This window comes from Pedobacter endophyticus, from assembly GCF_015679185.1.
In the GTDB taxonomy this organism is placed as follows: Bacteria; Bacteroidota; Bacteroidia; order Sphingobacteriales; family Sphingobacteriaceae; genus Pedobacter; species Pedobacter endophyticus.
On sequence record NZ_CP064939.1, the window covers coordinates 2,054,136 to 2,068,446 of the forward strand.

Consider the following 14,311-nt stretch of genomic DNA (forward strand, 5'->3'; position numbering starts at 1 on the left):
TTATAGGTTAATTTAAGCGTCACTGAACAAGCTTTGGTTTAACGGCCAAAGGAAAGACAAAAAACATCACATCACTAAGCAACTGAATATTAGTCAAATATAATTAAATAAGTGCTATCTTTTTGCCACCGTTAATTACGCTTTCTCAATCCAATTTCCGTCGCTTTTGATAATGTCAATCAGTTCATCTAAAGCATAGGCAGTAACTACGTTTTTCTTTACTACTTCTTTGCCACGATAGAGGGTAATTTTATCGGGGCCGGTGCCCACATAACCGTAATCAGCGTCGGCCATTTCGCCAGGGCCGTTTACGATGCAACCCATAATCCCGATTTTGATTCCCTTTAAATGATCGGTTCGAGAGCGGATGAGCTGCGTAGTTTCTTGCAGATCAAATAGCGTTCTTCCGCAGCTGGGGCACGAGATGTATTCCGTTTTACTTATCCGCGTTCGGGTTGCCTGTAAAATGCCAAAGCTGGTTGAGTTTACCAAGGCCAGATTTTGCCCCTGCGCATCAATCCATACACCGTCCCCAAAACCATCGGTCAATAATGCGCCCAAATCGGTTGCGGCATAAAGCATTAAGGTGTCTGCATCTAAATTTTCGTAACTTCTTTTGATGATTACCGGAACCTGGATGTTCTGTTGTTGTAAGGCAACAAAAAACGACCTTTGCTCGGCCATGCCGTGTTCAGCGGAAGTTTCGAGGATGAGCACAACATTGGTAATCCCGACAGCTGTCGGGAGGTTAGCTGATAAACTGTTCAATTGCTCAATTGTTGACCCGAATAGCTGAGCATTAACCCGAACAAAATTCAGCGACTCATCTTTAAGATCTGCCTTGCCAAATTCTTCGAGAGAAAATAGCGGGTGACAATTGTTTTTATCGTTTAAGCTCAACCAGGTTTGATAATTGTAAATCTGCTTTAAATTGCCGGGAAATGAGAATGACGGCAAATTATCGCCCAAAAAAGCCAAATCGCAAGCCTGATCGGCAAGATTGTATTTATCCAATCCGGCGCTATAATTGTATCCTACTGAATTTAAAAAGTATGGATCTTTCAGGTTTTCGTTTGAAACATCGATCAGTACTACGGGATGGTGATGCCCACCGATGTGCTGAACGCTTTCTGTTATTCGACGGGAATAGGAATATGGGCTGTAAGTTGGGAGTTCGGAGTTCGGAGTTCGAAGTTCGGAGTTGGGAGTGTCCAGTCCTAAGTGTAAATGCTCAAGATTAATTTCGGCGCTCTCATTTTTAATTCCAAACTCCAAGCTCGGATTTCCAATCTCCGATCTTCTCGAGCTATATCGATCAGCCAGGGCTTTAGCTACTGGCGCTTCAAACTCAGGGTCTTCGGTTAGTGAAACACGGATGGTATCGCCCAGGCCATCTTCAAGCAGGGTTCCGATTCCAACGGCCGATTTAATCCGCCCGTCTTCGCCATCCCCGGCCTCTGTAACGCCCAGGTGCAAGGGGTAATTCATGCCCTCTTTAACCATGGTTTCTACCAGTAAACGGTACGCCTGAACCATTACCTGCGTATTACTGGCTTTCATTGAAATAACGAGATTGTAATAGTTTTCAGCCTCGCACATGCGGATAAACTCCATCGCCGATTCTACCATTCCGCGGGGTGTATCGCCGTAATGACTCATAATGCGATCGGAAAGGGAACCATGATTGGTGCCTATTCGCATTGCAGTACCATATTCCTTGCAAATTTTGATTAAGGGTACAAACTTTTTATTGATCCGCTCCAGCTCAGCGTTGTAAGCATCTTGTGTATATTCGAGGTCTTCGAACCTTTTTTTATCGGCATAATTGCCCGGATTTACGCGAACTTTTTCTACAATCCTGGCGGCCATTTCAGCGGCATTTGGTGTAAAGTGAATATCGGCAATTAAAGGTACATCACAACCGCGGTAGCGAAGTTCCTTTTTAATATTGGCTAAATTTTCGGCTTCTTTGATACTTGGGGCAGTTATGCGCACGTATTCGCAACCCGATTTTACCATGCGAATGGTTTGCTCTACGGTGCCCAATGTGTCCATCGTGTCGGTGGTTGTCATCGATTGAATGCGGATTGGGTTATGGCCACCAAGGGCAACATCGCCAATCTTCACTTCTCTCGTTAAAAATCTTGAATACTGCGTTAAACTGTTGCAATAGCTACCGTCCAATCTATGCTTTGCCGATATGTTTTCCATGTGGATGCAAAGATAAGTTAAATGTTAAAATTGTTGGGTTGTTTTATTGTTAAATTGCTGGATTGATAGCGTTTTGTCAAAACAGAAATTGCTTTGTAGAAGTAGCAATTTTTAAGTATTTTGCTATAAATTTATAGCAATTTTATGTATTTTTGCTTGTTCGAATAAACAAAATGGAAAATTTAAAGATAAAATCCAACCTCATCGTTCAACAGCAAACGTTGGATATTGTAAGGCCTTTGGCCCAAAAAATCGACTGGAACGATAGATTAATCGGCATTCTTGGCGCCCGTGGCACAGGAAAGACTACGCTGATCCTTCAGCAATTAAAGTCGAAATATGGGTTAAGTAACAAGGCTTTATACATCACCATGGACGATATACATTTTACGACCACGAGTTTAGCGAATTTTGCAGTGGAATTTAGACAGAGCGGTGGAGAAATACTTTTTATAGACGAGGTACATAAATATCCTAATTGGGCGACGGAAATAAAAAACATTTACGATTTCTATAAAGATCTAAAAATTGTGTTTACTGGTTCGTCAATTGTCGATATCTCGCGGCAAAATGTCGACTTGAGCCGTCGGGCAGTACAATATGAATTAACGGGTTTATCTTATCGTGAATACTTAAATTTTAGGGGGATTATTGATCTTAATGCGCTTTCACTTGCTGATATACTAGCTAATCATGTCGAAATTGCAAATGGTATTGCAGGTAATTTTAGGCCCTTGCAATACTTAAGCGATTATTTCATCCATGGATATTATCCCTTTTTTATCGAAAATACGGCTACTTATCATTTACGTTTAGAAAAGGTGGTTAGACTTATCATTGAACAGGATTTGCAATTTATTGCTGGATTCAACCCTCACCACTCTCGTAAAATCTATCAATTGCTGTATATTTTATCAACCAATGTTCCGTTTAAGCCCAACATTACAAATCTGAGCGAAAAAACGGGCATCAGCAGAAACATGATTATAGAATACCTGCATTATTTAGACAATGCAAGATTGATCAATTCGCTTACCGCCGCGGGCAAAAGCATCAGCACTTTACAAAAGCCGGATAAAATTTTTTTAGAAAATACCAACTTATTGTTCGCAATCAGTCCTACAAACACTGATAAGGGAAGTTTACGTGAGGCATTTTTTATGAACCAGCTGAAAAATGCAGGTTATGAAGTTAACGCCCCGTTGAAAGGAGATTTTTATGTTGACAACAAGTACACTTTCGAAATTGGCGGAAAAAATAAGTCGACGAAGCAATTAAACGGTATCGAACATGCGTTTTATGCTATAGATGATATTGAGGCAGGCATTGGTAATAAAATTCCGTTATGGTTGTTTGGGTTGCTGGCTTAAATTGACAGATGGTTTTTTACTAAACTGGTTCATTAGTTCATTGGTCATTGGCATTAGTTTATTGGTCTTAGTCATCGGATGAATGCCTAGCGTGGTGGCTATATTCATCCGATGACTAGTTGGTTCACATTGGTCATTGCTAATTGTTTTTGTGCTTTCGATTAACGTTATTTGAGTAAGGTTAAAACTAACATTGTCACCCTGAGCGGAGTCGAAGGGCCGATGTTTATAGATTTATCCTAGAAAAAGAGTCTTCGACTCCGCTCAGACTGACACCAACTGCTTAGCTACGAGGACATTGTTCTCCCTCTTGCTAAATCAACCTATCTTTTATCACCAGGGTTTCAGCGGCAACATCATGCCAACATTGATTTTTCTTATTCAGGAAACTGTATAAATAACCAAAGAAGAATGGTATCGCAGAAAATGGTTTGGCCAAATTTCGACCTAACGAACGGCCGATAGAAATTCTGCTCCCCTCCAAATCGGTCACTTTAATATTTAATATGCGCTTGCCGATGGTTGCTTGTTTTGCAGATGATTCGGCGAAAATTCCATAAACCAGTTTTATTGCAAATATGATCGGAAAGGGAATTAAAAAGGCCATTATTCTATCGTTCTTTTCCTGAATAAAAATATAACTGATTAAAATTGCGATGATGTAAAAACCGAAAATAATGAAATGGTCAATTACGGAGGCCAGCAGGCGCTGATCGAATGCTGCGAAATATTGCGGCGCTGTTTTTTGATAGTCAAAGCCGAAAAGCTCACGCAATTCTTCCATCGCGTGAGCTTCTTTATAATCGTCCATGCCCGGTTTGCGAACGAAAGTACCTGGCGTTATATTTAAGTTTTTTAGTTCAGCCAAATTAAAAGGGCCCTGCGGCTTTCCATTAATTACAACTGTATACTCAAGTTCGGGATTCATTTTTATCGTATCAAGTAGTGAGTTGCGAGTAGCGAGCAGTGAGTAGTGAGTAGTGAGCAGTGAAGTATCGAGTATCCAGACATGGTGCAAAACTGCTGGCCATTCGCTTCAATCTCGAGACCTCGGACTTTCGAACTCCAGACTTCGGACTAATACCTACTCACTTCAAAGTTACTTAATCCGCCATCTAAATTGATGAATATTTTTTTTGTTGATGTTTTATAGTTCGAAGTTTCGTAAACACCATCGCTAAGTTTTTCAAAACCTTCAAAGTCTTTCGCAGATAAACCTGTTTTGGTTTTAATTCTACAACCGGAATTGGCAGGTATTTTAATTTTAACGTCCGCTAAGCCAGATTTTACTACCACATCGGTTATTGGCAATAAATCTCCAATTTTAACCTCAACATCGGCTGCACCCCCATCAAAACGGAAACTGCGTATTTTAAAATCAGCAAAGTCAAAATCAGCTTCTCCAGCACCTAAATTCATTACAATATCCCAGTTTGGTAACTTATTCAATTTGAAATTAACATCGTTGTCCCCGTCGTTAAAATTCCATTTGTTCTTTTTATCATTCATACCAAATGTTAGCACATTTACACTATCGGTAGCTTTTTTATTTAAATAGAAGTGATTGCTTTTATTTCTAACAACGGCCTCAATCAAAGCAGGCGTTTCACCACCAAATTTATAAGAAACTCCCCCACCAGAGATATTTAAAACAGTTTTTTTATCCGTATCGGCAACATCAAAAGGCTCCACTAACAAATGCGGAGTTGCAAGTACTTTTTCGTCAGTTCGGTCTCTCTCATCATCATCCATATCCATATCCATGCTATGATGTTCACCGCCGCTCGACCACCAACGACCATTGGATGGTTCTTGTCCTCTTACAAATAAAAAAGAAAGCGCTATAACCAAAATGCCGAGAGAAATAATATGCCCGGTTTGAGAATTGCCTCTGTTAAATAAAATATTAACACCCGCTATGATTAAAAATATCGGCCAAAAATGCCATACATTACGCCAGTAAAACTCTATTATACCAAAGTTTTCTAATAAGAGTACACCACCAATAAAGAGCAGTAAAATACCCCAGATTAATCTATCTAATTTCATGTTAATTATGCTTGAGGGTTTGTAGATGTTGAATTGTTGTCGTTGTCTGGCTTTTCTTCCACAATTACTGCGTCCGAAACATCGGCTGATTTTTTCTGTTCTTCCTGCGCTTGCTGGTTTTGAAAGTTCGCCCATTCGTTTTTGCGCCTGGATTTTGCAATAATGCTAATACCTAAAGCAATAAATACCATTGGCCACATAAACTTGAAAAAATTTCTGATGGTGAACCATTCCGGGATAAAATCCAACTGATGCATTAAAAAGAAACAGCCTATCGCCAGCATCAACAAGCCGGCAATTGTTCTGCCCGAATCATTCGGCTTATTGAACTTACTAAAATCGGGCTGGGTTTCGAAAGGTCTTTTCGTGCTATCATCAACCGGCTGAGTCCAGTTTGTATTACCCGCTCCGGCTGGTCCGGTAAATGTATCGGACGAACCGAACGGTGCTGCATTTGGATTATTCTTGTTGAAATAATCGTTAAACTTCGAGAATTTGGCATTTGGATCGTTATTTACCGGCACAATAATCCACATAATAATGTAGGCCACAAGGCCACCACCAGCCATAAAAATAGTTGATAACGCAAACAATAATCTGATAATGGTTACTTCAACCTGCATGTAATCTGCAAGACCAGAAGCTACACCGGCAATCATCTTATCGTGTTCGTTTCTAAAAAGCTTCTTTTCCATGATATTGTCTTTTTTAGTCCCAACGGGATGCCTTTGGCATGTTTAAAAATCGAGCGGCGTCATCAGTACCTCATCAACGTTTACACCTTTACTTAAATTTAAAATGGTAAACAAAGTTTCCGCAATGTCTTCAGGCTGCACAAATTTGTCATCAGGAATCGTTGTTCCCTCCCATGATGATGTTTTGGTTGAGCCTGGCAAAAATGCCGTTACCTTAACGTTGTGTGGGGCTAATTCTTGCCGCAATACATGATTAAGACTTAACATCGCTGCTTTTGTTACACTATAACTGCCGCCATTTTTTACGGGTGCTTTGCTGGCTACTGAGCAAATGTTAAATATGTGCCCTTTTTGCTCCAGGCGCATTCTTTTAGCAAAAAATTTACTGATGTAATAGCAGGCATTCACGTTCAGGTCTTGCTGCTTTTCGAACGTTTCGTCATCTTCATCCAACAAGCTGCCGGGCAAAAATGTACCCACATTGTTTACCAAAACATCGGCAAAGCCAAATTCTTGACCAGCGCTGTCGAGAAAAGTCTTTATTTCTGTTTTTATCGAACAATCTACCGCGTAAATAGAAATTGTTTTATCATCAACAAGCAACTCATTTCGTAATTCTTCAAGGTCCTTTATATTTCTGGCAGTAAGTAGCAAATCGTATCCATTTTGCCAAAGTTTAATCGCAATTGCTCTGCCTATCCCCTTTGTTGCACCTGTTATTATCGCTTTCATGATTGTGGTTTAATTTTTGTTAACAAAAAACAATATTTATATTCATAACCACGAATATTTTTACAATAATCAATTGCGACAACTTTTTTATTGTTTCTTTGTAGTATATTAATGATCATTTAAATTAAGCAAACCATACGGAATGAATTTTACCAATTTTGGCAGATACATACTGCTTTTAAAGTCTGTATTTAGAAGACCGGAAAAACTAAAAATATACCTGAAAGAAATAGCCAAGCAAATGGATTATGTTGGTGTGGGCTCTTTAGGGCTTATCGCCATTATTTCTACCTTTATCGGTGCTGTAATGACTTTGCAAATTGCTTTCCAGTTAACGAGCGACTTTATTCCGAAAACGATTATTGGCTCCGTAAACCGCGATTCGAGTATTTTAGAGCTGAGCCCAACCATTAGTGCAATTGTATTAGCGGGTAAAATTGGCTCGGCCATTTCATCAGAAATCGGTTCGATGCGGGTAACTGAGCAAATTGATGCGCTTGAGATTATGGGAATAAACGCACCGGGATACCTGATTTTACCAAAAATTATATCAGGCATTACAATGGTTCCGGTATTAGTTATTATCTCAATGGTGTTAAGTATTTCTGGTGGTTACCTTGGTGGCACCATTTCTGGCGCTGTAACTCCTGCTGAATATATTCAAGGTATTACAACCGACTTTAACCCTTACACCATTGTTGTTGCTTTGGTAAAGGCGTTTGTGTTCGGGTTTATTATCACATCAGTTCCTGCTTACGAGGGTTTTTACGTTCGTGGTGGCGCTTTAGAGGTTTCGCAAGCCAGTACCAGAGCCGTTGTAATTAGTTGTATTTCGATTTTAGCCTGCGATTATATCGTAACCCAATTATTATTGTAATGATAGAGATTAAAGACATATATAAATCATTCTCTGGCAATGAAGTGTTGAAAGGCATTTCGGGCAAGTTTGAAGAAGGCGTTACTAATCTTATTATTGGGGCTTCGGGTTCTGGTAAAACCACGCTTTTAAAATGTATGGTTGGCCTGCATCAACCAGATTCGGGTGCCGTATTGTACGATGGACGCGATTTTACACCGATGAGCTACGAAGAACGTATTGAGGTTCGTAAGGAAATCGGCATGCTTTTTCAGGGATCGGCACTTTTTGACAGCATGACGGTGGAAGAAAATGTAATGTTTCCATTGAATATGTTTACAGATCAATCTCGTAAGGAAAAAATTGAACGGGTTAATTTTTGTTTGGAAAGGGTAAACCTTGCCGGGAAAAATAAACTGTTCCCGGCTGAGCTTTCTGGCGGGATGAAGAAACGTGTTGGTATTGCCCGGGCTATTTCAATGAATCCCAAATATCTGTTTTGCGATGAGCCAAACTCGGGTTTAGATCCTAAAACATCGATCGTTATTGATGAATTGATCAAGGAAATAACCGAGGAGTACAAAACCACTACCATTGTAGTAACACACGATATGAACTCGGTAATGGGTATTGGCGATTATATTTTATTTTTGCACCAAGGCCACAAGTTTTGGGAAGGCAGTAACAAAGAAATTGCGCATACCGATATCAAGGAGCTTAATGATTTTGTTTTTGCGAGTCGGTTTATGAAAGCTGCAAAAGGAAAATTTTAAGAAAATTTGTACATTTGGTTATGACCACGGCGACAAAAAACATCATGCATAAATTAGATTCTTTACCCGAAAACTTGGTTAACGAGGTAGAAGATTTTATTGATTTTTTGAAAGCCAAACATGCTAAAAGTTTCTACAAAAAAAATGAGGGGCCGGATAGTATGGCTGAGGAGCCGAAAAGCTTGTACGGTGCTGCGAAGGGATTGTTTATTATTCCAGAGGATTTTAACGAACCTTTAGATGACCTAAAAGACTATATGTAATGCGGTATTTAATTGATACCCATATATTCATCTCTTTAATTAATGAAGATCGAAACATCGACAAACGAGTAATTAGCGATATTGAAAATCCCAGCAATGAAAAATTTATTAGCATAGCCAGTCTCTGGGAAATCGTGATAAAGGTGAATATCGGCAAATTGACTGTGACGAGGAACCTCAATGAAATGTATGATTTGATTGAAAACCTTGGCATTTCGATTTTAGAAATACAAAAACACCAGCTGGATAAGTATTTGACATTGCCTTTGGTACATAGAGATCCGTTTGATAGGCTAATTATTTCGCAGGCACTGGCCAATGATCTTATCTTAATAACCGATGACCAATACATCAGAAGTTATCCAAATTTAAAGTTATTTTAATACATGATACAACTACTTGCCCCAACACACTGGAAAGATTATGAACTGATTGATTGTGGGGATTTTGAAAAATTGGAACGTTTTGGTAATGTGGTTTTAATTCGTCCAGAACCGCAAGCCGTTTGGAAAAAAACGCTATCTGAGCAAGACTGGAAAAAAACGGCCAATATTACCTTTAGAGGCCGCTCTGCAACTTCTGGCGAATGGGTTAAGAAAAACCAATCGCTACCCGATCGTTGGCATGTTGAATACAAAAACAATGATGTAGCAATCAAACTTCGTTTAGGCTTAACTTCATTTAAACATGTTGGCGTTTTCCCTGAGCAAGCTGTAAATTGGGATTTTATTTCTGCATCGATCAAGAAATTCACTACTCCCAGGCCCAAGGTTTTAAACCTTTTTGCCTATACTGGCGCTGCATCGCTAATTGCAAACGCAGCAGGCGCCGAAACAACTCATGTCGATTCTATTAAACAGGTGGTTACCTGGGCAAACGAAAATCAGGAGCTTTCGGGGCTGAAAGATACGCGTTGGATGGTGGAAGACGCCTTGAAATTTGTGAAAAAAGAGCTTAAGCGAGGCAAAAAATATAACGGAATCATTTTAGATCCCCCGGCGTATGGCCACGGACCAAATGGTGAAAAATGGAAGCTTGAAGATCACATTCAGGAAATGATGCAAGATGTTGTTCAGTTATTAGACGAAAAAGAACATTTCTTGATCTTGAATACTTACTCGCTTGGATTTTCTTCTGTTATTGTCGAGAATTTAATTCGCACTTCGTTCCCCACGGTTAAAAATCTGGAGACCGGTGAGCTATATCTGCAAGCAACTGCAGGTATTAAATTACCACTCGGCGTTTTCGGTAAATTTTGCAATGTGTAAATGTTGATTACTTTATTTTAAACTCTCGGTTTTCCCACTTACTTTCACGCTTTAACAGATTCGACAAAACTGTCTAAAACACTTTAATCATTTCTATACTAAATCTATGAAATTTCCTCAATTAGCGGGCACTTTAATGCTTGGTTTTGCCGCAATCAGCTTATTTGCCAACTGTAACTCAGATGGGAAGAGCACCAGCGGAGTGACCAAAATCTTTTCTTCTGACACTACAAAAAAGAAAACAGACTCAACAGAGAATGTAATGAAACCTGTTGATCCTAAATTATATGATTCGCTAACAAAAAAACTAGCTAATGGCGATACCACTGGCAAATGGCCAGTAAAAAACCAACCGACACCTTTGGCAGGTGCCATTTTGCCCTTTAAACGTATTGTGGTATATTATGGTAATCTTCACTCAAAGAAAATGGGCGCTCTCGGCGAATATGCTCCTAAAGAAATGTGGCGTCGCCTAAATGCAGAAGTTAAACATTGGGAAAAAGCAGATCCATCAACTCCAGTACAACCCGGGTTGCATTACATTGCAGCTGTGGCGAGCGGTACGCCTGGAAGGGATGGAAAATACATTAACCGAATGGCAAACAGCCAAATCGATTCTGTTTTAAAAATTGCTAAAATGCAACCCAATACGATTGTCTTTCTCGATCTTCAGGTGGCATTGAGCACAATTAAAGCTGAGCTTCCACACATCGAAAAATATCTTGAGCTACCTTATGTTCATTTGGGAATAGACCCTGAATTTTCAATGAAAGATGGGTCGTTACCAGGTAGAAAAATTGGAACTTACGATGCTGCAGATGTTAATTACGTTACTGGCTATTTAGCTGACATTGTTAAGAAGCACAACTTGCCTCCAAAAGTTTTTGTTTTACATCGCTTTACCAGAAAAATGGTAACGAATGCTCAAAATATTAAACTGCGTCCTGAGGTACAAGTGGTTATGCACATGGATGGATGGGGCGAACCAGAATTGAAAAAGGGCACTTACCGCCATTTCATTTACAGCGAACCAGTTCAATTTACAGGTTTTAAGCTTTTTTACAAGAACGATTTAAAGAAAGCGCCTAACAGATTGATGACGCCGGAAGAGTTATTAAAGCTTACTCCGAAACCGATATACATTCAATATCAGTAAGAAGAATTATTTAGTCATCGGATGAATTTTGCAACCGTGCTAATTATTCATCCGATGACTAATAGATATCGATAGTAAAAGGAAGCCTGTGAGAAAATTACGGGCTTTTTTCGTCACTATCGTTTAATGAAAGCAGAGGCTGTCTCATAAAGCAAAACGAAAGCCAAAGCGCAGTGTTAAATTTTTCCCTTTCCTCGAGGAGGACCTGTCCCGACTTTTCGGGAGGGATGTACAGACTGAGCAAAACCACCGACATTAAAAGGGAGAGGTTTAGGGCGCCGCATTGCTTTTAACCCGAACGTTCATAGAAAGAGGTTATGAAAGCAGTGCGAATCCGATAGCTATCGGATTTGATTTGGTAAAAAAATGTATGCCAAAGGCATCCCCTTGTACCAAAGGCATTCCTTTGGGAGGAAAAGTCAAGCTTTTGAAGCTTGGCTTCTTTTCTGAGCTCTAATCAGATTATTCAATAAATGTTAACAGCGAATGCTGACTTGCGGTGTGTATATCTCGCCAAACCCGGTTAATTTCTGATTCCTTTTTAGCAGCTTCCAAACCACAGTAAGGGAAAAGCGTATCAACCGCCTTTCGGCAAGCATGCGCCAGCTTCCTACTGATTAGACTTACTGCTGCCAACTTTTCTTCAGTTATTTCTCCATCGTTTATTAATTGTTCCCAGGATTGATCAAATGCCTTGTAAAATTGATTTCTCAAATCGTCAACCTCCTTTTTGCAGCGGTTCAGCTCACAATCAAAAAATTCAATTTGCTTTTCGTTATATCTTTTCTGTCCTGAACGAGCGAAAAAGGACTGCTCTACCAAACGGATAAAATGATTGGCCATACCCAAACTGTTTACGGCCAAAGTAGTTTCTGCCAACTGTAAAAAAGGGTAGTTAAAGCCCTCATCGGCAACTTCGATAGTGTTGTTTATTTTAAAAGTTCGATTTTCGGGAACCTCGAGGTTGTGCACCTCAAAAGCGTGACTTCCTGTTGCAATTAATCCAAAATACGACCAGCCGGAAAGAATCTCTACTTCATCTTTTTTAAGGATAAAGGACATAATCTTTGGATTTCCCTCTTCATCTAAAATATCGGTTCCGTCTTCGTTTTTAAGCAAGCAGTTTGCGGTAAAAATGGTAGCATGCAGCGCACCGCTGGCATATTTCCAATGGCCGTTAATGCGATATCCGTTGTTGGTTTTCGTAGCCGTGCCGCCAATAGCCCCGCTTCCAGCGAAGCAAACTTGTCTGTCGCTAAAAACTTCGCTTGCCAATTGCGGGTTTAAAAAGCCTGCAAACCACGCGGCACCTGCACACAAAGTAACCGTCCAACCTAAGCTGCCATCTGCCTCGGCCAGCTCTTCCTCTAGCCTTAGTATTTTAGGAAGTTTTTTTCCTGGGCCGCCATATACCTCAGGTACGAAAAGCTTAAACCAGTTTTCCTGGTAAGCGAGTTCCAAAATCGCGGGGTGCAACTCACCCATTTCCTCTGACTTAGCCGAAAATTCACGTACTTTTTCTTGCCAGGTTTGTGTTAAGGTATCCATAATTTGTTTAATCGTTATATTGGTAATTGCGGAAATTGGTTGACTGGTTAATTGCTTTTAAAGCGCTTTCAATCGACAGCTAGCTGTAAATTAAAAACTGCTAACCGTTAACTGTTAATCTCCGCTTACCGATAATTTTCTTCCAATCTAAAAAACCAAAAATGGCGACTACGAACAGAAATGTTGTTAAGCAAGCCATTAACGGTAGCTTTTTATGAAATAATAATGGAATGGCTACGATGTTCGAGATGTTAAGGAAAATCCAGTTTTCAATTTTTCTCTTGGCCAAAAGCCACATCCCCGCCCAGGCGGTTGATGAAACAAAAGCATCGAGTAATGGCACATCGGAATCGGTATGATTTTTTAAAACAAAATAGAAAATAAAGAACCCAATAGTTGAAATTGAGACGGCAATTGCCAATTCAGCATTAGTGCTCCAAGAAACTTGGTTTTCTCCATCTAGCTTGCGCTTTTTCCAAATTATCCATCCGTAAACACTCATTACCAGATAATAAATACTTAATAGCATTTCCGCATAAAGCTTTACATTAAGTAATAAGAACATGGAAAGTAGAATAGAAATAATTCCGGTTGGGTATAACCAAATGTTATTTTTCTTGGCCAGTAACACCTCCGAAACGCCGAAACCCACGGCCAACCACTCAATTAATGATGTGTGTAAAATTTGCTCTTGAAAAAGCTTAAACCATTCCTGAAAATTCATTAACAATACCTTTAACGTCTTTCGACCAATAAAAAATAATTGAAAACTGCTTTCAGGGCGAAACAGTATGGTGAAGTAACCTCTTCCCTACGTCGGCATTATCCGAATCAGGTACCATAAAAGGTATAAGGTTTAGGGTTATAAGGTGTAAGGTGAAACCCTAAACCTTAAGTCTTTCGCCTTAAGCCTCCTAAATGGGTATAATCTCAGCCTCTTGTTGCAACCGAATATGCGAAATCAAAAAGCACCCCTTTGAGTAGCGCAAATATAGTTTTTAAATTGAAAGAATTTGATTTTTATTCGAATTTGTATTGCTAACATTGTGCAATCGTAGCTAGACGCTCCGACAAGGGAAGTCAAAACAAAACGTACACATTCACAATTTCGGCTTGTGCTTTATTTAAGCCAGCATTTCATCGCTTAGGGATTCCTCGTGCCTCGGAATGACAGCAAAAGATTGAATGACAACAAAGTCAGCAAATGCCGCGGCGCTAGCTCTTAACCTCATTTCGATTATTATTTCATCCGAAAACTGCCTTAATCACACTACCAAGACACCACGTCATTCCCACGCAGGTGGGAATCTTAATGCGGTGCGCTGTTTTTTTGCATTAAGATCCCCAGCCAAGCTGAGGATGACGACCGTTCATATTAAATGTTCAATAC

Annotated in this window: 14 protein-coding genes; 7 read left to right on the forward strand and 7 right to left on the reverse strand. The window is 39.8% G+C overall.

The features are described 5' to 3' along the window. Positions 1-135: 135 nt before the first annotated feature. On the reverse strand, positions 136-2,211 hold the full coding sequence (gene ispG / locus IZT61_RS08190; RefSeq protein ID WP_196100672.1) for a (E)-4-hydroxy-3-methylbut-2-enyl-diphosphate synthase: 2,076 nt from the start codon (positions 2,209-2,211) through the stop codon (positions 136-138). 173 nt (positions 2,212-2,384) lie between these two features. Between ispG and IZT61_RS08195 the strand changes: the two genes are divergently transcribed. After that, positions 2,385-3,581 carry an ATP-binding protein gene (locus IZT61_RS08195; RefSeq protein WP_196100673.1) on the forward strand — a complete coding sequence of 399 codons (1,197 nt, stop codon included), beginning with the start codon at positions 2,385-2,387 and terminating at the stop codon, positions 3,579-3,581. 313 nt (positions 3,582-3,894) lie between these two features. Here IZT61_RS08195 and IZT61_RS08200 read toward each other — a convergent pair whose 3' ends face one another. The 4 genes from IZT61_RS08200 to IZT61_RS08215 all read right to left on the reverse strand — a co-directional run bounded on the left by IZT61_RS08200 (position 3,895) and on the right by IZT61_RS08215 (position 7,057). Then, the gene (locus IZT61_RS08200) at positions 3,895-4,509 is read right to left on the reverse strand and encodes an RDD family protein (RefSeq protein ID WP_196100674.1); all 615 of its coding nucleotides are present in this window, start codon (positions 4,507-4,509) and stop codon (positions 3,895-3,897) included. Between the two features lie 149 nt (positions 4,510-4,658). Further along, positions 4,659-5,630 carry a LiaF transmembrane domain-containing protein gene (locus IZT61_RS08205; protein ID WP_196100675.1) on the reverse strand — a complete coding sequence of 324 codons (972 nt, stop codon included), beginning with the start codon at positions 5,628-5,630 and terminating at the stop codon, positions 4,659-4,661. A 5-nt stretch (positions 5,631-5,635) separates the two neighbouring features. Further along, complete coding sequence (locus tag IZT61_RS08210) at positions 5,636-6,325, reverse strand: PspC domain-containing protein (protein WP_196100676.1); 690 nt, start codon at positions 6,323-6,325, stop codon at positions 5,636-5,638. Between the two features lie 42 nt (positions 6,326-6,367). Beyond that, positions 6,368-7,057, reverse strand: coding sequence for an SDR family oxidoreductase (locus IZT61_RS08215; RefSeq protein ID WP_196100677.1), 690 nt, complete (start codon positions 7,055-7,057; stop codon positions 6,368-6,370). 142 nt (positions 7,058-7,199) lie between these two features. Here IZT61_RS08215 and IZT61_RS08220 point away from each other — a divergent pair, with 142 nt between their 5' ends. The 6 genes from IZT61_RS08220 (at position 7,200) to IZT61_RS08245 (ending at position 11,373) form a co-directional block, all read left to right on the forward strand. Then, positions 7,200-7,934: an MlaE family ABC transporter permease gene (locus tag IZT61_RS08220; protein ID WP_196100678.1), complete on the forward strand. Its 735-nt coding sequence runs from the start codon at positions 7,200-7,202 to the stop codon at positions 7,932-7,934. After that, positions 7,934-8,686 carry an ABC transporter ATP-binding protein gene (locus IZT61_RS08225; protein WP_196100679.1) on the forward strand — a complete coding sequence of 251 codons (753 nt, stop codon included), beginning with the start codon at positions 7,934-7,936 and terminating at the stop codon, positions 8,684-8,686. The genes IZT61_RS08220 and IZT61_RS08225 overlap by 1 nt, the downstream gene beginning before the upstream one ends. A 44-nt stretch (positions 8,687-8,730) precedes the next feature. Then, entirely contained in the window at positions 8,731-8,949 is a 219-nt protein-coding gene (vapB, locus tag IZT61_RS08230; RefSeq protein WP_196100680.1) for a type II toxin-antitoxin system VapB family antitoxin, read from the forward strand. Next, a complete protein-coding gene (locus IZT61_RS08235; protein WP_196100681.1) occupies positions 8,949-9,332 on the forward strand; it encodes a type II toxin-antitoxin system VapC family toxin in 384 nt (127 codons plus the stop codon). Before vapB ends, IZT61_RS08235 begins: the two co-directional genes overlap by 1 nt. A gap of 3 nt (positions 9,333-9,335) precedes the next feature. Then, positions 9,336-10,217 (forward strand): class I SAM-dependent methyltransferase, encoded by an 882-nt coding sequence (locus IZT61_RS08240; protein ID WP_196100682.1) that lies wholly within the window; start codon positions 9,336-9,338, stop codon positions 10,215-10,217. A 106-nt stretch (positions 10,218-10,323) separates the two neighbouring features. After that, the gene (locus tag IZT61_RS08245; protein ID WP_196100683.1) at positions 10,324-11,373 is read left to right on the forward strand and encodes a hypothetical protein; all 1,050 of its coding nucleotides are present in this window, start codon (positions 10,324-10,326) and stop codon (positions 11,371-11,373) included. Between the two features lie 462 nt (positions 11,374-11,835). Here IZT61_RS08245 and IZT61_RS08250 read toward each other — a convergent pair whose 3' ends face one another. Beyond that, entirely contained in the window at positions 11,836-12,921 is a 1,086-nt protein-coding gene (locus tag IZT61_RS08250; RefSeq protein ID WP_230383905.1) for an acyl-CoA dehydrogenase family protein, read from the reverse strand. 100 nt (positions 12,922-13,021) lie between these two features. Beyond that, positions 13,022-13,645, reverse strand: coding sequence for a nicotinamide riboside transporter PnuC (gene pnuC, locus IZT61_RS08255; RefSeq protein ID WP_196100684.1), 624 nt, complete (start codon positions 13,643-13,645; stop codon positions 13,022-13,024). Between the last annotated feature and the right edge of the window lie 666 nt (positions 13,646-14,311).

Excerpts from the sequence above, each read along its gene's own strand:
- IZT61_RS08205 (WP_196100675.1), bottom strand. The coding sequence starts at position 5,630 with ATGAAATTAGATAGATTAATCTGGGGTATTTTACTGCTCTTTATTGGT.
- IZT61_RS08245 (WP_196100683.1), top strand. The coding sequence starts at position 10,324 with ATGAAATTTCCTCAATTAGCGGGCACTTTAATGCTTGGTTTTGCCGCA.
- IZT61_RS08215 (WP_196100677.1), bottom strand. The coding sequence starts at position 7,057 with ATGAAAGCGATAATAACAGGTGCAACAAAGGGGATAGGCAGAGCAATT.
- IZT61_RS08240 (WP_196100682.1), top strand. The coding sequence starts at position 9,336 with ATGATACAACTACTTGCCCCAACACACTGGAAAGATTATGAACTGATT.
- IZT61_RS08235 (WP_196100681.1), top strand. The coding sequence starts at position 8,949 with ATGCGGTATTTAATTGATACCCATATATTCATCTCTTTAATTAATGAA.
- IZT61_RS08195 (WP_196100673.1), top strand. The coding sequence starts at position 2,385 with ATGGAAAATTTAAAGATAAAATCCAACCTCATCGTTCAACAGCAAACG.
- IZT61_RS08200 (WP_196100674.1), bottom strand. The coding sequence starts at position 4,509 with ATGAATCCCGAACTTGAGTATACAGTTGTAATTAATGGAAAGCCGCAG.
- vapB (WP_196100680.1), top strand. The coding sequence starts at position 8,731 with ATGCATAAATTAGATTCTTTACCCGAAAACTTGGTTAACGAGGTAGAA.
- pnuC (WP_196100684.1), bottom strand. The coding sequence starts at position 13,645 with ATGAATTTTCAGGAATGGTTTAAGCTTTTTCAAGAGCAAATTTTACAC.
- ispG (WP_196100672.1), bottom strand. The coding sequence starts at position 2,211 with ATGGAAAACATATCGGCAAAGCATAGATTGGACGGTAGCTATTGCAAC.
- IZT61_RS08220 (WP_196100678.1), top strand. The coding sequence starts at position 7,200 with ATGAATTTTACCAATTTTGGCAGATACATACTGCTTTTAAAGTCTGTA.
- IZT61_RS08210 (WP_196100676.1), bottom strand. The coding sequence starts at position 6,325 with ATGGAAAAGAAGCTTTTTAGAAACGAACACGATAAGATGATTGCCGGT.
- IZT61_RS08225 (WP_196100679.1), top strand. The coding sequence starts at position 7,934 with ATGATAGAGATTAAAGACATATATAAATCATTCTCTGGCAATGAAGTG.
- IZT61_RS08250 (WP_230383905.1), bottom strand. The coding sequence starts at position 12,921 with ATGGATACCTTAACACAAACCTGGCAAGAAAAAGTACGTGAATTTTCG.